Origin of the sequence: Collinsella sp. AF29-7AC (genome assembly GCF_003475665.1) — a bacterium.
Lineage (GTDB): Bacteria > Actinomycetota > Coriobacteriia > Coriobacteriales > Coriobacteriaceae > Collinsella.
This window is the reverse complement of sequence record NZ_QRQX01000011.1, coordinates 1-16,529: the sequence shown is the minus strand read 5'-3', so window position 1 is coordinate 16,529 and position 16,529 is coordinate 1. Positions and strand designations below refer to the sequence as shown.

The window sequence follows — 16,529 nt, the reverse complement described above, 5'->3', positions numbered from 1 at the left end:
ATGACATGGGCAACTTGAACAACGGCGCGCTCGAGCGCATCGACTCGCGTCGCGTGGCGCTGGTCACGGGCGCCTCGCGCGGTATCGGTCGCGCTTGTGCCGTGGGCCTGGCGGAGGACGGCTTTGATATCGCCGTCATCTATGCCGGAAGCGTCGATGCGGCGCGTGAGACGTGCGAAGCCTGCGAGGCGGCTGGCGCCACGGCGCGCGCATATCAATGTGACGTGGCCGAGCCCGATGCCGTCAACGCGTGCGTGGAGACGGTCCTCAACGACTTTGGCTCCATTTGGGCGCTTGTCAACAACGCCGGCATCACCCGCGATGGCCTGCTCATGCGTATGGGCGACGATGCCTTCGACCGCGTGCTCGATGTCAATCTCAAGGGAACATTCAATATGACGCGCGCGCTCACCAAGACCTTTATGCGCCAGCGCGGCGGTTGCGTCGTCAACATGAGCTCGGTCGTGGGCCTGATGGGCAATGCCGGGCAAGCCAACTACGCTGCTTCCAAGGCAGGCGTGATAGGGCTTACCAAGGCGGTGGCGCGCGAGCTTGCGCCTCGTGGCGTACGAGCGAACGCGGTCGCCCCCGGGTTTGTCGAGACAGATATGACGGCAAAGCTCTCGGAGAAGGTGCGTACAGCAACCGAGGAACAGATTCCCCTTAAGCGCATGGCACGTCCCGAGGAAGTGGCCGGCGTGGTGCGCTTTTTAGCGAGCGATGCGGCTGCTTACATTACGGGCGAGGTCGTGCGCGTCGACGGCGGAATGGCGATGTAGAAACCAGGGCCGAAGAACGGCTTGGATGAGGAGACCATGATGGAACAGAGAGTTGCAATCACCGGCATCGGTGCCGTATCGCCGCTCGGCAACACCGCGCTTGCCACCTGGGCGGCCATGTGCGCCGGGACCTGTGGCATCGGCCCGATCACGCACTTCGATACCGATGCGTTTACCGTCAAGGTGGCGGCCGAAGTCAAGGGCTTTGACGGCAACGAGTACTTTGGCAAGCGTGACGCCAAGCATCTGGACCCCTGCGTTCAGTTTGCGATGGCGGCTTCGGACGAGGCAATGCACGATGCGGGCTTTGATGTCGAAGGCGCCATCGATCGTGAGCGCCTGGGCGTCTACGTGGGCTCGGGCGTGGGCGGCATGACGACGCTCGTCGACAACGTCCACACGATCGCCGATCGTGGACCTCGCCGCGCATCGCCCTATATGATTGCGATGATGATCCCCAACATGGCTTCGGGCAATATCGCGATCCGCCACAAGGCAAAGGGACCGACCCTGCCAGTCGTGACTGCTTGCGCGACCTCGGCCCATGCGGTGGGCGAGGCGTTCCGCGCCATCAAGCACGGCTATGCCGACGCGATCCTCGCGGGCGGCGCCGAGGCGGCCATTATCCCCGATGCCGTTGCAGGCTTTACGTCCTGCCGCGCATTGACCACCAACCCCGATCCTGCGACGGCTTGCCGCCCGTTCGATGCAGACCGCGACGGCTTTGTGATGGGCGAGGGCGCTTGCGTGCTGGTACTCGAGAGCATGGAACATGCGCAGGCGCGCGGTGCGCACATTTATGCCGAGGTCGTGGGCTACGGCAACACCGATGATGCTTATCACATCACGAGCCCCGATCCCGAGGCTGCCGGCATTGCCCGCGCGATATCGCTGGCGGTGGCCGAGGGCGACGTCAAGCCTTCCGAGGGCCTCTACATCAATGCCCACGGCACCTCGACCAAGCTTAATGATTCGTCCGAGACGGCGGGCATTAAGCGAGCGCTCGGCGAGGACGCGGCGCGCGCCGCACATGTCTCGTCGACCAAGTCGATGACGGGGCACATGATCGGTGCCACGGGGGCCATTGAGGTCATGGCCTGCGCCATGGCACTCGAGCAGGGCGTGGTGCCGCCGACCATTAACTACCACACGCCCGATTCCGCCTGCGATCTTGATTACACGCCCAATCGCGCGGTTCGCGCCGACCTTACCTGGGCGCTTTCGACCAACCTAGGCTTTGGCGGGCACAACGCCGCCATCGCGCTGCGTAGATATACGAGGAGCTAGAGCATGGATTCCAAAAGACTTGCCGAGATAGCCGATGTGATGGAGGACCGCGGCCTCACGCGCGTACGCGTTGAGGAGCCCGATGGCACCGCGGTCGAACTCGAGCGCGCGAGTGTGGCGCAGCCGGTTGCCGTGCCCATGCCTATGCCGGGTGCCGTGGCCGCTCCGGCGGTGGCTCCTGTCGCCATGCCTGCCGCCGCGCCGGAGCCCGCCGCGCAGGGGCCTGCCGCCGCGCCGGAGCCCAAGGGCACCGAGGTGACTGCTCCCATGGTGGGAGTCTTCTATGCTGCCCCTGCGCCGGGCGACGAGCCGTTTGTGCGCGTGGGCTCCAAGGTCAAGGCCGGCGAGACCCTTTGCATCATCGAGGCCATGAAGGTTCTCAACGAGGTGACGGCCGAGGCAGACGGCGAGGTGCTCGAGATCTGCGTGGCCGATGGCGACCTCGTGGAGTTTGGCAGCTGCCTCATGAGGATCGGATAGGTGATATCCATGAACAAAGAAGAGCTCAAGAAGCTGTTGCCGCATCGCGAGCCGATGCTTTTGCTCGACGAAGCCGAGCTGGTGGGCGACGAGGCCCACGGCAAGATCACGATTACGGGTGACGAGTACTTTTTGCAGGGACATTTTCCGGGAAACCCGGTCGTCCCCGGCGTGATTCAGTGCGAGATGCTCGCCCAGAACTGCTGCGTGCTGCTGATGGGCGATGAGGAGGCGCGCGGCGCGACGCCGTTCTACACGAGTCTGGACAAGGTGCGCTTTAAGCGTCCGGTGCGCCCGGGCGACACGGTGGATCTGGTGTGCTCCATCACGCGTGCGCACGGGCCGTTCCGCTTTGCGACGGGTACTGCGAGCGTCAACGGTGAGGTTTGCTGCCGCGCCGATATGTCTTTTGCACTCATGCACGAAAGTTAAGGAAGGCTTCATGTTCGACAAAGTGCTCATCGCCAACCGCGGCGAAGTCGCGGTCCGTGTTATCCGCGCGTGCCGCGATATGGGCATCAAGACCGTCGCCGTTTATTCCACGGCCGATGCGGACGCGCTACACGTGCAGCTTGCCGACGAGGCGTATTGCATCGGCGGCCCGCGTCTTGCCGAGAGCTACCTCAACGACGATGCCGTGCTCACCTGTGCCGTAAAGTCGGGAGCTAAGGCAATTCATCCCGGCTATGGCTTTTTCTCAGAGAAGGCGAGCTTCGTGCGCGACTGCGACAAATACGGTCTGGCGTTTGTCGGTCCTTCGGCCGAGGTGATCGACAGCATGGGCGACAAGGACGCCGCACGCCGAACGGCTGCTGCCGCGGGCGTGCCCATCGTGCCGGGCTGCGATTTGCTCAAAAGCCCCGAGGAGGCGACGGCCGAGGCCGAGCGCATCGGCTGTCCCGTGCTCATCAAGGCGCGTGCCGGCGGTGGCGGTCGCGGCATTCGCAAGGTCGAGCGCGTGGAAGACGCGGCAAAGGCGTTCATCGAGGCGCGTGCCGAGGGCGAGGCCGTTTTTGGCGACGGCGAGTGCTACATGGAGAAGTTCGTCGCGCCGGCGCATCACGTTGAGGTACAGATTATGGCCGATAAGCAGGGCCATGTGTTTTCACTCGGCGAGCGCGAGTGCTCGGTGCAGCGCCGCAACCAAAAGCTGATCGAGGAGAGCCCCGCGCCGTGCCTCGACGGACGCGACGATATTCGCGCGCGCATGCACAAGGCCGCGCGCGACTTGGCTCGTGCCGTCGGTTATGAGGGCGCTGGCACCATCGAGTTTTTGTACTCAGATGACGGCAATTTCTACTTTATGGAAATGAACACGCGCTTGCAGGTGGAGCATCCGGTTACGGAGTTTGTGACCGATACCGACCTGGTTAAGTGGCAGCTGCGCGTGGCTGCCGGCCAGCCTCTGCCCTTTGAGCAGGAGGACGTACCGGTCCGCAACCACGCCATGGAGTGCCGCATCAATGCCGAAACGCCGGACTTTCTACCGTCATGTGGAACGGTCACCGCGTTGCGTGTGCCGGGTGGTCCGCGCGTGCGCTGGGATTCCGCCATGTTTACCGGAGCGAAAGTTCCGCCGTACTACGACTCCATGCTCGGCAAGCTCATCGTGTGCGCGCCCACGCGTGACGGTGCCATTCGCAAGATGCGCTCGGCCCTGGGCGAGCTCGTGATTGAGGGCGTGAGCGAAAATAGCGAGCTTCAGCTCGACGTGCTGGCAAACGACGAGTTTTTGTCGGGCATGTATCACACCGATCTGATGGGGCATCTCTATGCTGATGAATAGAAAAGCGAAGACGGTCAATGTCCTTGAGGGGCCGATAACCGAGTCGTGCGCCGAGTTCCCCGCGCGCCACGTGTTTGTCAAATGCCCGGAGTGCCGCCGTGTGATCGATGAGGCGCGCCTGCACGACAACCTCGAGGTCTGCCCTCGTTGCGGCAAACACTTTCGCGTGAGCGGTCGCGCGCGCATGCGCATGACGGTCGACGCGGGTACCTTTGAGGAATGGGATGCCAATCTGGCGTCGAAGGACTTCCTCTCGTTTCCCGGTTATGCCGACAAGCTTAAGAGCGTGAGCGAGCGTTCGGGCGAGCGCGATGCCGTTGTGTGCGGCAGGGGCAAAATCTGCGGCTGCGATACCGCGCTCTTCTTTATGGATGCCAACTTTATGATGGGCTCAATGGGCTCCGTGGTGGGCGAGAAGATCTGTCGTGTCTTTGAGCGCGCGGCCGAGTTGGGGCTGCCGGTCGTTGGCTTTACCGTATCGGGCGGCGCCCGCATGCAGGAGGGCGTGACCTCGCTCATGCAGATGGCCAAGATTTCTGCGGCGGTTAGGCGCCACAGCGAGGCGGGCGGCCTGTATATCACGGTGCTCACCGATCCCACGACCGGAGGTGTAACCGCGAGCTTTGCCATGGAGGGCGACATTATCCTGGCCGAGCCCGATGCCCTGACGGCATTTGCCGGCCCGCGCGTGATCGAGCAGAACATGCACAAGCGTCTGCCCAAGGGATTCCAGCGTTCCGAGTTTTTGCTGGAGCACGGCTTTTGCGATGCCGTTGTTCCGCGTGGTGAGATTGCGCTCACGGTAGGCGAGCTGCTGGCGCTGCACGAAGGGCACGCGCCCGGCCTGGGGGCACCGCATGAGATCGTGCATACGGGTCGTCGCGACAAAAAGCTGGGACACTTGTTTAAGCGCTCGGTCGCACCAAAAAGCGCGCTCGAAATCGTCAAACAGACTCGCTCGGCGAACCGCGCCACGGCAGGCGAGATGATCTCGTTGGGTCTCGACGGATTCGTAGAGCTGCACGGCGACCGCTACTTTGGCGACGATGCTGCCGTGGTGGGTGGCATTGGCTGGAAAGACGGGCGACCCGTGACGGTTATCGCCATCGAGCGCGGTACCACGACCAAAGAGCGCATGCGTCGCAACTTTGGTATGGCACATCCCGAGGGCTACCGCAAGGCACGTCGCCTGATGCACCAAGCCGAGAAATTTGGTCGGCCGGTTCTGTGCCTGGTTGATACTTCGGGCGCGTTTTGCGGCATCGGTGCCGAGGAGCGCGGCCAGGGCGAGGCGATTGCCCAGAATCTCATGGAGATGAGCGGCCTTAAGACGCCGATTGTCTCGGTGGTGACAGGCGAGGGCGGCTCTGGTGGCGCGCTGGCGCTGTCCGTGGCCGACCGCATCCTGATGCTCTCGAGCTCGGCCTATTCGGTCGTGAGCCCCGAGGCCTGTGCGTCGATCCTGTGGAAGGATACCGAGCGCGCGAATGAGGCCGCCGAGGCGCTTAAGCTCACGGCCCCCGATCTGTTGGTGCTCGGCATTATCGATGGCATTGTTGACGATAGGGGCCTGTCGCATGAGGAGATCGCCGGTGCCGTCATGTCCTCGGCATTTGATGCCTTCGATACGCTTGGGCAGCTCGACGACGCGACCCTCACAAACCTCCGCTACGAAAAGTACCGCGCAATCGGTCAGTACCGCACGATGTGACAAAGGGACAGCCCGCATGTCACATTGGGAAAGGCGTTCCATGTCACAAGTTTCTAACACCTCGTTTACAACGACGGTTTCATCAAACGCCATGGCCGTGGTGGACTATCTGTCCAAAAGCATGATGTCGGCGCTGCCGTTTATTGTTTGCGCGGCGTTGTTCCGCACCGCCGCCGTCATTATGGGCGAAGGCATGCTGGGCCTGTGGTCTGCCGATTCCGAAATCTATCGCCTGTTCTACAGTTGGCTCTATAACGCCGGCTACTACTTTTTGCCCATTTATCTTGGTTGGGCGGCCGCCCGCCAGCTCGGTTGCTCGGAGCAGTTGGGCATGATGCTGGGCGGCGTATTGATTGCGCCCGATCTGCTTAAGCTCGTCGATGCCGCATCGACGACGGGGGCAGCGATGACTTTCGTGTATGGTCTGCTTCCCGCGCCGGTCAACGATTACACAACGACTGTTATTCCGGTTCTCATCTCGGTACCCGTGCTATGGCGAGTGGAGTGTTTCTTCCAGCGCGTTATCCCTAGGGCCGTGGCGTTTTCGTTTGTTCCGTTTGCAACCATGCTCGTCATGGTTCCGGTCTCGCTGTGTATTACGGCGCCGGCGGGCAGCTATCTGGGCATGCTGTTGGGGCAGCTTATGTTTATGCTTGGCAATTCCGGTGGCATCGTGTCGCTGCTCACGCTTATGGGACTTGCCGCGGGTTGGGAGTTTCTTAAGATCGCGGGTGTCAGCAACGTTGTCCTATCGCTCGCCTATGCGCAGTTTATGAGTGTGGGAACGGATTCGTGCATTCTGATCGCTGCGACGATGGCGACGTTCGCCGTTTGGGGCATGCCCTTTGGCGCGTCGCTCCGCGTTGTGGATAAGGACGAGAAGGCGCTCATGCTGGGCTATTCGATCTCGGGCGTGCTTGGCGGCGTAAGCGAGCCGGCGCTGTACGGCTGCGGCTTTAAATATGGCAGGTGTCTGACATGCATGGCCATTGGCGGCGCCGTCGGAGGCCTTGTTGCGGCCGTGGGCCACGTTACGGCCTATACCATCGGCATGACGAATGTCCTTATGGTCATTGGCTTTGCCACGGGCGGCATCTCGAATCTGCTGTGGTGCTGCGCTGCCGGCGGCGCAGCATTTGCGGTGTCTGCGGCGCTGAGCTGCTGTTTTGGCGTGGTGCCGACAAAGATGCAGGCGGCAGAAGACGCAGCTGATTCGCTCGAAACAGTGGCGAGCGCTGCTGAAGCAAGCGCATAAATCGATCGACAAAGGGGCAGTCCCGCATGGCACATTCCAAGGTCGTGGCCCGTGTGGGTTGCGGCCTTTTTGTATCTGGGGGGCAAAGTGGCTACACTACAATCCGTTTGAGCAATAGATATATAGGTAGTACCGTGGGGACTGATGAGGATGGTCGAGTGGATTGTTCGTCGTGCGCAGGGCGACCGTGCGCGCGTGGGAACGTTGACGGGCATAGTGTGTATTCTCGCTAATGTTGCGCTTTGCGCTGCGAAGGGTGCAATTGGCGTGCTGTCGGGATCGGTTTCGATTGTGGCGGACGCCATGAACAACCTGTCCGATGCCAGCTCGAACATCGTGAGCGTGCTTGGCTTTAAGCTGGCGGGCAAGCCGGCCGACCCCGAGCATCCTTACGGACATGGCCGCTACGAGTATCTCTCGGGTCTGGTCGTGGCGGCGCTCGTGCTGCTGATTGGCGTTGAGCTGGTGAAGTCCTCGGTTGAGCGCATCATCCACCCCGAACCTGTCGAGTTCTCGCTTGCCCTGGTGGCAGTCTTGGTGCTTTCGATGATTGTTAAGCTCTGGATGGCGGCCCTCAACCAAAAGCTCGGCGATCGCATTGAGTCCGAGACGCTGCATGCGACCGCTCAGGACTCAAAGAACGATGTCCTAGCTACGGGTGCCGTGCTGGCGTGCGCAATTGTTTCGCAGGTGACGCACATCAATCTTGACGCATGGGTCGGCCTTGCCGTTGGCGCCTATATCGGCTGGAGCGGCTTTGAGCTCATCCTGGATACGGTGAGCCCGCTTTTGGGCCAGGCACCCGATCCAAAGCTGGTCAAGCACATTCGAGACAAGATCATGAGCTACCCCGGCGTTTTGGGCGTTCACGATTTGATGGTTCACGACTACGGCCCGGGCAGGAAGTTCGCAAGCGCTCACGCCGAGATGGCAGCCGAGGCCAGCCCGCTGGAAAGTCACGACACGCTCGATAACATCGAGCAGTCGTTTAGGGTCGAAGACGGCATGATCGTCACGCTCCATTACGATCCCATCGTGACCGACGATCCAAAGGTGGCGAGCATGCGTCTGCGCATCAACGCTATGGCTCAAGAGATTGATAGCCGCCTCTCGATCCACGACCTACGCTGTGTTCCGGGCCCCACGCATACCAACGTGATCTTTGACTGCGTACGTCCCTCGGATTTGGCGATGAGCGCCGAGGACCTGAAGCGCGCGCTGGCGAAACGGGTCGAATCGGAATATCCCAAGTCGGTCGCCAAGATCACGATCGACGAAGACTACGTAGGCCATACCCACGAGTAGGGCTGTGCCAGCAAAGCAAGTTATACAGAAGGGGAGAGCATGAAGCGTCTATATCTACTCCGCCACGGTCAGACAGAATTCAACGTTAAAAAGCTCGTCCAGGGCCGCTGCGATTCTCCGTTGACCGATCTGGGCCGCAAGCAAGCGGGAATGGCAGCCGCATGGCTCAAAGCCCACGGCGTCGTCCCCGACAAAGTGGTCTCTTCGCCCTTAGGCCGAGCCATGGACACGGCAAGTCTCGTCGCAACCGAACTCCTCGGCCGGGATGCAGCAGTCGAGCCCTGCGAAGGCATCATCGAGCGCAGCTACGGCACCTTCGAAGAAGGCCCCCACGACGCCCTACCCACCGACGTCTGGGACCCCGGCGAGGACCTGATCCCATTTGGCGGAGAAGGAAGCCATGCCCTGCAGGAGCGCATGGTGGGCACCCTCACCAATCTCATGGGCTCTGAGGGCATCGAAACCCTTCTAGCAGTAAGCCACGGCAGCGCCAGCCGCCAATTCATCAAAGCTGCAGCCCCAGAGGGCTTCGAGTTCCCAACAAAACTCCCCAACTGCGCCATCATGATTTTCGATTTCGAAGAGGAAAAGTCGGGAGAAGAAGGCAACGCGCCCCAATCCAAGTTTATCTTGCAGCAAATCATCGATCCTCAACAAAGTAATTAGCTGAGCGAGCAGAGTTAAGCAGACATCAACGTGTCGTCTCCCGAGCACGGCGGAGGGCCGGAGAAATATATTAAGGTCATCGCGAGTTCCGCACGCAAAGGAGAGCACTTAATGTGCTCTCCGTCTTGCGCAGGACTGTAGAGCAGGGACCTTAATATATTTCTCCGGCCCTCCGCCGTGCTCGGGAGCCATCCACGCACTTTACCTGCGTAAACAATGTGAGTGAAATATGAATCTCGATGGATACGCCCGCAGCCGTGTATACTAAACAGCTGTGTGAAACCAGGGGAGTATTCTGGCTGGACAAAATGCCTGCTTAATAGGGTTGTCAGGTAGTCCGGGCGCAATACAAGACTGGGGAGCACGTCGTGTAAGTAGTGGTCCTCTAGGGGCGTACGCTCGGTGGTGTACGCATTGTCCCAAGACCACGCGAGAGTTGGGATCATATCTTGATCAGCATGATTCTCGGCCGCAAGATTGGCATGACCCAGGTTTGGGACGAGGACGATAACGTCGTTCCCGTCACGGTCATCCAGGCTGGCCCCTGCGCTGTCTCGCAGGTTAAAACTCAGGCAACCGACGGCTATGACGCCGTCCAGATCGGTTTCGGCGACATCAAGGCCAAGAACGTGAACAAGCCCATGGCTGGTCACTTCGCCAAGGCTGGCGTCGAGCCTGTCCGCTTCCTTCGTGAGGTCCGCGTCGAGAACGGCGAGGAGCACAAGGTCGGCGAGGTCGTCACCGTCGCTGATTTCGCTGATGTCGAGAAGGTCGACGTCATCGGTACCTCCAAGGGTAAGGGCTTCCAGGGTCGCATCAAGCGCTGGGGTCAGCGCCGCGGTCCTATGACGCATGGTTCTCACTTCCAGCGTCACCCCGGTTCTATCGGTCAGTGCGCCTATCCTGCGCGCGTCCTCAAGGGCGTCAAGATGGCCGGTCACATGGGTAACGAGCGCGTTACCGTCAAGAACCTTTCCGTTGTCCGCATCGATGCCGAGCAGAACCTCATCTTGGTCAAGGGCGCTGTCCCGGGTGCCAAGAATGGTCTCGTCGCCATCCGTATGGCCTAAGGGCCCAGCCCATTTAGCCCAGCGTCATACCAAGGAGAACACTTAAATGGCAAAGTTTGAAGTAAAGAACAGCGAGGGCAAGAAGGTCGCCGAGGCCGAGCTCGCCGCTGAGGTGTACGGCATCGAGCCGAACATCCACGTTATGCACCACATCGTCAAGTGCCAGATGGCCTCTTGGCGTCAGGGCACCCAGTCCGCTAAGGGCCGCTCTGAGGTTTCCGGTGGCGGCAAGAAGCCTTGGCGTCAGAAGGGCACCGGCCGTGCCCGCCAGGGTTCCATCCGTGCTGCCCAGTGGCGTCACGGTGGCGTTGTCTTCGCCCCCAAGCCCCGTTCCTACGCTAAGCGTATGAACAACAAGGAGGTCAAGCTGGCTATGCGCTCCGCGCTGTCCGCCAAGCTGGCCGATGGCGAGCTCGTGCTCGTCGACGACTACGGCTTCGAGAAGCCTTCCACCAAGGCTGCCGTTGCCATGCTCAAGGCTCTCGGCCTTGAGGGCAAGCGTCTGACCATCATCGTTCGCGATGAGGACGTCAACGCCTACCTGTCGTTCCGCAATATTCCCAAGACGTTCATCATCACCGCTGACGAGGCCAACACCTACGATCTCGTCAACAACAACGCTGTGCTGATGCCCGCCGACATCGCCGCTCACTTCGGGGAGGTGCTTGCATAAATGACCGCCCACGAGATCATCATCCGTCCGATCGTGTCCGAGCGTTCCTTCTCCGGCATGGAGCAGAACAAGTACACGTTCGAGGTCGCCAAGGATGCTAACAAGTATCAGATCAAGGACGCTGTCGAGGAGATCTTCGGCGTCAAGGTCGTTCGCGTGAACACCTTGACGGTCAAGCCCAAGACCAAGCGCGTGCGCTATGTCGCCGGCAAGACCCGTTCTTGGAAGAAGGCCATCGTCACGCTGGCCGAGGGCGACACCATCGAGGTCTTTGGCAACCAGGCCTAAGACTCGCTGCTGTTGAGTGAGCTCATGCCTCCCAAATAGGGGAGGCGAGAGCTCAAGGTTTCGGGCGTATAAAATGGACACGCCCGGAACCGTGTATACGTCCGGTGTCATCGCACCCGAGGCAGAACCTCGAATCCCTGTCTGCGATGGCTAACGGATTCCTATTGAAAGGGATTGTAATGGCTGTAAAGCACCTTAAGCCGACCTCCGCTGGTAGGCGTTGGCAGACGATCTCCGATTTCTCCGAGATCACCTGCATCAAGCCCGAGAAGTCCCTTCTCGAGCCCCTGCCCAAGAAGGCCGGTCGTAACAACAACGGCCGCATCACCACCCGCCACCAGGGCGGCGGCGTGAAGCGTCGTTACCGCGTGATCGACTTCAAGCGCAACAAGGACGGCGTGCCCGCCAAGGTTGCCACGATCGAGTACGATCCGAACCGTTCCGCTCGCATCGCTCTGCTGCACTACGCTGACGGTGAGAAGCGCTACATCCTGGCCCCCAAGGGCCTCGAGGTCGGTCAGACCATCATGTCTGGTTCTGACGCCGACATCAAGCCGGGCAACGCTCTGCCCCTCGCCGACATCCCCGTCGGTACGCTCATCCACGCCGTCGAGTTCCAGCCGGGCAAGGGCGCTGCTATCGCCCGTTCCGCCGGTAACTCCTGCCAGCTGATGGGTAAGGAGGGCAAGTACGCTATCGTCCGTATGCCTTCCTCCGAGATGCGCCGCATCCTCGTTACCTGCCGCGCCACCGTCGGTGAGGTCGGCAACGCCGATCACGCCAACATCGTCATCGGCAAGGCCGGCCGTAAGCGTCACATGAACGTGCGCCCGACCGTCCGCGGTACCGTCATGAACCCTGTCGACCACCCGCACGGCGGTGGCGAGGGCAAGAACCACACCTCTGGTCGTCCCTCTGTTACCCCCTGGGGTAAGCCGACGAAGGGCCTTCGTACGCGCAAGAAGAAGAAGGTCTCGAACCAGCACATCATTCGTCGCCGTAAGAAGTAATTTCGGATACCGAGTTTTAGGAGAAAGCACTTATGAGCAGAAGTCTCAAAAAGGGCCCGTTCGTGGAGACTCGCCTTCTCTCGCGTATCACCGCGATGAACGAGGCTGGCAAGAAGGACGTCGTGAAGACCTGGTCCCGCGCGTCCACCATCTTCCCCGAGATGGTTGGTCACACCATCGCCGTCCACGACGGCCGCAAGCATGTGCCCGTGTATGTTACCGAGTCCATGGTTGGTCACAAGCTCGGCGAGTTCGCGCCGACTCGTACGTTCCGTGGCCACAAGGCCAAATAGGGGGTTAACCGTAAATGGCAACTAAGTCTATTGAAACTGAGGCCACCGAGGTTCGCGCCGTCGCTAAGTACGTGCGTGTTTCCCCCAGCAAGGCCCGCCTGGTGGTCGATCTGATCCGCCGCAAGCCTGTCGCTCAGGCCTTCGACATCCTCCACTTCTGCGACCGCGCCGTCGCCGTGGATGTCGAGAAGGTTCTCCGTTCCGCCGTTGCGAACGCCGAGAACAACAACGGTCTGCGTGCCGACAACCTGGTTGTCGCCGCTGCCTATGTTGACGAGGGTCCGACGCTTAAGCGCATCCGTCCCCGCGCCAAGGGTTCCGCTTCTCGCATTCTGAAGCGTACTTCCCACATCACCGTCGTCGTTGCTCCTCGAAAGGAGGCGTAAAGCTGTATGGGTCAGAAAGTCTACCCCACCGGCTTCCGTCTTGGCATCACCGAGAACTGGCGCTCCCGCTGGTTCGCAGAGAAGGATTACGCTAAGACCCTCGGTAACGATCTCGAGATCCGCAAGTACCTCGAGAAGCGTCTTTCCCGCGCAGCTGTCTCCCGCGTCGAGATCGAGCGCGCTGGCGACAAGGTGAAGGTCATCATCCTCACCGCTCGCCCCGGCGTTGTCATCGGTAAGAAGGGTGCCGAGATCGATACCCTCCGCACCGAGCTCGAGAAGGTCGCTGGCGTCTCCAAGGGCCAGCTCTCCGTCGACGTTGTCGAGATCAAGCGCCCCGAGCTCGACGCCAACCTCGTTGCTCAGTCTATCGCCGAGCAGCTCGAGGGCCGCGTTGCCTTCCGTCGCGCTATGCGCAAGGCTGTCCAGTCTGCCCGCAAGGCCGGCGCTAAGGGCATCCGTATCCAGTGCTCCGGTCGTCTCGGCGGTGCCGAGATGGGCCGTCGTGAGTGGTACCGCGAGGGTCGCGTGCCTCTGCACACCCTCCGTGCCAAGATCGACTACGGCACGGCTGTCGCCAGCACCACCATGGGCGCTTGCGGCGTGAAGGTCTGGATCTACCTGGGCGAGAAGCTCCCGGGCCAGCCCGTTCCCAACCCTGCACTCGAGGGCTCTTCCCGTCCTCGTCGTCGTAACTCCGAGAGGAGGGGTCAGTAGTGCTTGCCCCTAAGCGTATTCTTCACCGCAAGGTGCAGCGTGGCTCCATGAAGGGCCAGGCCAAGGGTAATACCGAGCTGCATTTCGGCGAGTTTGGTATCCAGGCTCTCGAGGCCCATTGGATCACCAACCGTCAGATCGAGGCCGCTCGTATTGCCATGACCCGCTACATGAAGCGTGGCGGTCGTGTCTACATCACGATCTTCCCCGATAAGCCCATCACCAAGAAGCCTGCCGAGACTCGCATGGGTTCTGGTAAGGGTAATCCCGAGGAGTGGGTGGCCGTCGTCAAGCCCGGCCGCATCATGTTCGAGGTCAAGGGCGTGCCCGAGGAGGTCGCTCGCGAGGCTCTACGTCTTGCACAGCACAAGCTTCCCATCAAGACCAAGATTGTTGCTGCCAAGAACGCTGAGCAGCGCATCGAGAAGGAGATGGCTGAGGAGGCCGCTCTCGAGGCCAAGTGGGCTGCTGAGGACGCCGCCGCCGCCAAGGAGGAGAACTAATGAAGCCCGCAGAGATTCGTGAGCTCTCGGACGCTCAGCTCGTTGAGAAGCTGAAGGAAATGCGCGCCGAGCTCTTTAACCTTCGTTTCCAGATGGCCACCAGCCAGCTGGACAACACCGCTCGCGTCAACACCGTGAAGAAGGACATCGCTCGCGTCCTCACGGAGCAGCGCGCCCGCGAGATCGCAGCGGAGAAGTCCGCTGTCGCCGAGTAGGACCTAAGGAGAGAACATGACTGATTCGCGTAACTCGCGTAAGGTCCGTACGGGTGTCGTTACCTCCGTCTCCGGTGCCAAGACCATTGTTGTCACCATCACCGAGCGCAAGCGTCACCCCAAGTACGGCAAGATGATGACCAGCTCCAAGAAGCTGCACGCTCACGACGAGGAGTGCACGGCTGGCGTGGGCGATACCGTCCGCGTTATGGAGACCCGTCCTATGTCCAAGATGAAGCGTTGGCGCCTCATCGAGGTCGTCGAGCGCGCTAAATAAGCAGTCGCTCTTACGACTTGTACGTTTCCGAAGATGTGCGTATGCCTGGCTTGCATACCACGGGCCGTATAAAGGCTGCGCACCTCTCTTCGGTTCTTAGTTCGGAGGAACATCTACCATGATTCAGATGCAAACCATGCTGAACGTCGCCGACAACTCCGGCGCTCGCAAGATTCGCTGCATCAAGGTGCTTGGCGGTTCCAAGCGTCGTTATGCAGGCATCGGCGATGTGTTCATCGGTGCTGTCCAGGAGGCTACCCCTGGCGCCAACGTCAAGAAGAAGGACGTTGTCCGTTGCGTCGTCGTTCGCACCGTTAAGGAGATCCGCCGCAAGGATGGCTCCTACATTCGCTTTGATGAGAACGCCTGCGTTGTCATCAACAACGATGGTTCGCCCGTCGGCACCCGTATCTTCGGGCCCGTCGCTCGCGAGCTTCGTGACAAGAAGTACATGAAGATCGTCTCGCTCGCTCCCGAGACCCTGTAGTTAGGGGAGATATATGTATATCAAGAAGGGCGATAAGGTCCAGGTTCTCTCTGGTAAGGATCGCGGCAAGCAGGGCGTTGTCCTGCGTGCTCTCCCCGCCGAGAACAAGGTCGTTGTCGAGGGCGTTTCGGTCGTCAAGAAGGCCGTCAAGCCCAACGCTGCCAACCAGCAGGGCGGCATCGTTTCGCAGGAGGCTCCCATCGACGCCTCCAACGTCAATCTCGTTTGCCCCGAGTGCGGTAAGGTTACCCGCGTCGGTCACGAGAAGGACGGCAAGAACAAGCTGCGCGTCTGCAAGAAGTGCGGCCACAAGTTCTAAGCTGCCCGCAACATCAAGTTGCTAGCAAAGGCCCGGATGCCATGGCACCCGGGCCTTTTTCTATCCCCACTCGATGGCTTCGGTTCTGCCGTCCTGTCATTCCGGTTGCATCCAGTTTTCGGTGCCGTCTCGAATCGAGTGCCGCCAGGTGACACCCTGTCGCGTTTCGTCGGCTTCGGGGACAAAAGTCGGGACAACTCCAAAAACTATTTTCGAACTCAGGGCTTTGAGTTTTTGTTTTTGTCCCAAAGGGCGCGGCGGGATGCCTTTGGAGGCTCGATAGCGCCGAAAACGCCCGTTTTGAAACTTAAATGCCTTTTCGCGTGCAAGCCGCCAGCTGCAATAGGAAGTGAATCAACGCAGGTGGCTTTCAAGCAGTTTGCAAAACTGCAGGTCGCAGGTCTTCATTGCCAGTAGGAGAAATGAGTAGTCTCAGGTGGCTTGCCCATGAGTTGACGAACGGGATTTGAGATTACGCTGACGTCCGGAAACGCTTCGAGCACGGCGTTACGTTTTTGGGGTTTGGGCGTAGCCCCTGCACCCGCGAGCGCGGGCCTTAAGCCCGCCGAGAGGGTGACGCGTCGAAAACGAAGGGGAAAGAGAGAAGGGGCCGTCCCTATCATTCAGGTTGCGACCGAAGAAGACAAGGAGACCCCCTGAGCCTGAATGATGCCCCACAGACCGCGTCCGACCGAGCTCAAGCCGAGCTTTTCCTGACGTCCGCCTTCGCGAAGATGATGGCTGGATTGGCTATGGATTGGCAACACTTATTTGGACGATTCCGGGAGGGACGGCCCCGCCTCCCTGAACTCGACCGGCGACATGTAGCCCAGCGTCGAGTGGATCCTGAAGTTGTTGTACCAGTGCACGTAATCCAAGAGCTTGGCTCGGAGCTCGCGCGTCCCTCCTCGGTCCTTCGGAGTGGCCGACGATCTCCCCGTTGCAGAGGTCGACGAGCAGGCAGACGTAGTTCCACGTGTTAGCGCTAATCTAAAATTGACCACTTTCGCAAACGCATCTCG

Annotated in this window: 21 protein-coding genes and 1 pseudogene; 21 read left to right on the top strand and 1 reads right to left on the bottom strand. The window is 60.5% G+C overall.

The window, feature by feature from the left end; all coding sequences use genetic code 11:
* Nucleotides 1-5: 5 nt before the first annotated feature.
* From fabG to rplX, 21 genes and pseudogenes are all read left to right on the top strand, one after another.
* Nucleotides 6-779, top strand: a complete 774-nt coding sequence (gene fabG, locus DWZ15_RS06245) for a 3-oxoacyl-[acyl-carrier-protein] reductase (protein ID WP_118449981.1) — start codon at nucleotides 6-8, stop codon at nucleotides 777-779.
* Between the two features lie 36 nt (nucleotides 780-815).
* Nucleotides 816-2,066, top strand: a complete 1,251-nt coding sequence (gene fabF / locus DWZ15_RS06240) for a beta-ketoacyl-ACP synthase II (RefSeq protein WP_233544650.1) — start codon at nucleotides 816-818, stop codon at nucleotides 2,064-2,066.
* 3 nt (nucleotides 2,067-2,069) lie between these two features.
* Entirely contained in the window at nucleotides 2,070-2,546 is a 477-nt protein-coding gene (accB, locus tag DWZ15_RS06235) for an acetyl-CoA carboxylase biotin carboxyl carrier protein (RefSeq protein ID WP_118449979.1), read from the top strand.
* A gap of 9 nt (nucleotides 2,547-2,555) precedes the next feature.
* A complete protein-coding gene (gene fabZ, locus DWZ15_RS06230) occupies nucleotides 2,556-2,978 on the top strand; it encodes a 3-hydroxyacyl-ACP dehydratase FabZ (RefSeq protein WP_118449977.1) in 423 nt (140 codons plus the stop codon).
* 10 nt (nucleotides 2,979-2,988) lie between these two features.
* On the top strand, nucleotides 2,989-4,332 hold the full coding sequence (locus DWZ15_RS06225) for an acetyl/propionyl/methylcrotonyl-CoA carboxylase subunit alpha (RefSeq protein ID WP_118449975.1): 1,344 nt from the start codon (nucleotides 2,989-2,991) through the stop codon (nucleotides 4,330-4,332).
* The gene (accD, locus tag DWZ15_RS06220; RefSeq protein ID WP_233544649.1) at nucleotides 4,325-6,043 is read left to right on the top strand and encodes an acetyl-CoA carboxylase, carboxyltransferase subunit beta; all 1,719 of its coding nucleotides are present in this window, start codon (nucleotides 4,325-4,327) and stop codon (nucleotides 6,041-6,043) included. Before DWZ15_RS06225 ends, accD begins: the two co-directional genes overlap by 8 nt.
* A gap of 40 nt (nucleotides 6,044-6,083) precedes the next feature.
* Complete coding sequence (locus tag DWZ15_RS06215; RefSeq protein ID WP_118449971.1) at nucleotides 6,084-7,298, top strand: PTS fructose transporter subunit IIB; 1,215 nt, start codon at nucleotides 6,084-6,086, stop codon at nucleotides 7,296-7,298.
* 150 nt (nucleotides 7,299-7,448) lie between these two features.
* Nucleotides 7,449-8,603 carry a cation diffusion facilitator family transporter gene (locus DWZ15_RS06210; RefSeq protein WP_199580043.1) on the top strand — a complete coding sequence of 385 codons (1,155 nt, stop codon included), beginning with the start codon at nucleotides 7,449-7,451 and terminating at the stop codon, nucleotides 8,601-8,603.
* A 39-nt stretch (nucleotides 8,604-8,642) separates the two neighbouring features.
* Entirely contained in the window at nucleotides 8,643-9,269 is a 627-nt protein-coding gene (locus DWZ15_RS06205) for a histidine phosphatase family protein (protein WP_117655029.1), read from the top strand.
* A gap of 449 nt (nucleotides 9,270-9,718) precedes the next feature.
* Nucleotides 9,719-10,339: a 50S ribosomal protein L3 gene (gene rplC, locus DWZ15_RS06200; protein ID WP_035137484.1), complete on the top strand. Its 621-nt coding sequence runs from the start codon at nucleotides 9,719-9,721 to the stop codon at nucleotides 10,337-10,339.
* Nucleotides 10,340-10,385: 46 nt separating this feature from the next.
* Nucleotides 10,386-11,012, top strand: a complete 627-nt coding sequence (rplD, locus tag DWZ15_RS06195) for a 50S ribosomal protein L4 (RefSeq protein WP_006235032.1) — start codon at nucleotides 10,386-10,388, stop codon at nucleotides 11,010-11,012.
* Nucleotides 11,013-11,300: a 50S ribosomal protein L23 gene (rplW, locus tag DWZ15_RS06190; RefSeq protein WP_006235033.1), complete on the top strand. Its 288-nt coding sequence runs from the start codon at nucleotides 11,013-11,015 to the stop codon at nucleotides 11,298-11,300.
* A gap of 179 nt (nucleotides 11,301-11,479) precedes the next feature.
* Complete coding sequence (gene rplB, locus DWZ15_RS06185) at nucleotides 11,480-12,310, top strand: 50S ribosomal protein L2 (RefSeq protein WP_118449969.1); 831 nt, start codon at nucleotides 11,480-11,482, stop codon at nucleotides 12,308-12,310.
* 32 nt (nucleotides 12,311-12,342) lie between these two features.
* Nucleotides 12,343-12,603 carry a 30S ribosomal protein S19 gene (rpsS, locus tag DWZ15_RS06180; protein ID WP_006235035.1) on the top strand — a complete coding sequence of 87 codons (261 nt, stop codon included), beginning with the start codon at nucleotides 12,343-12,345 and terminating at the stop codon, nucleotides 12,601-12,603.
* 14 nt (nucleotides 12,604-12,617) lie between these two features.
* Complete coding sequence (gene rplV, locus DWZ15_RS06175; RefSeq protein ID WP_006235036.1) at nucleotides 12,618-12,989, top strand: 50S ribosomal protein L22; 372 nt, start codon at nucleotides 12,618-12,620, stop codon at nucleotides 12,987-12,989.
* Nucleotides 12,990-12,995: 6 nt separating this feature from the next.
* Entirely contained in the window at nucleotides 12,996-13,706 is a 711-nt protein-coding gene (gene rpsC / locus DWZ15_RS06170; protein ID WP_006235037.1) for a 30S ribosomal protein S3, read from the top strand.
* Nucleotides 13,706-14,101 (top strand): annotated as a pseudogene (rplP, locus tag DWZ15_RS06165) (50S ribosomal protein L16); the annotation flags it as partial. The gene rpsC and the pseudogene rplP, both read left to right, overlap by 1 nt.
* Nucleotides 14,102-14,208: 107 nt before the next feature.
* Complete coding sequence (gene rpmC, locus DWZ15_RS06160; protein WP_006235039.1) at nucleotides 14,209-14,424, top strand: 50S ribosomal protein L29; 216 nt, start codon at nucleotides 14,209-14,211, stop codon at nucleotides 14,422-14,424.
* A 16-nt stretch (nucleotides 14,425-14,440) separates the two neighbouring features.
* Nucleotides 14,441-14,701 carry a 30S ribosomal protein S17 gene (gene rpsQ / locus DWZ15_RS06155; protein WP_006235040.1) on the top strand — a complete coding sequence of 87 codons (261 nt, stop codon included), beginning with the start codon at nucleotides 14,441-14,443 and terminating at the stop codon, nucleotides 14,699-14,701.
* A 118-nt stretch (nucleotides 14,702-14,819) separates the two neighbouring features.
* The gene (rplN, locus tag DWZ15_RS06150; RefSeq protein WP_006235041.1) at nucleotides 14,820-15,188 is read left to right on the top strand and encodes a 50S ribosomal protein L14; all 369 of its coding nucleotides are present in this window, start codon (nucleotides 14,820-14,822) and stop codon (nucleotides 15,186-15,188) included.
* Between the two features lie 13 nt (nucleotides 15,189-15,201).
* Complete coding sequence (gene rplX, locus DWZ15_RS06145) at nucleotides 15,202-15,507, top strand: 50S ribosomal protein L24 (protein WP_006235043.1); 306 nt, start codon at nucleotides 15,202-15,204, stop codon at nucleotides 15,505-15,507.
* Nucleotides 15,508-16,274: 767 nt separating this feature from the next.
* Here rplX and DWZ15_RS10890 read toward each other — a convergent pair.
* Nucleotides 16,275-16,511, bottom strand: coding sequence for an IS3 family transposase (locus DWZ15_RS10890; RefSeq protein ID WP_369833242.1), 237 nt, complete (start codon nucleotides 16,509-16,511; stop codon nucleotides 16,275-16,277).
* Between the last annotated feature and the right edge of the window lie 18 nt (nucleotides 16,512-16,529).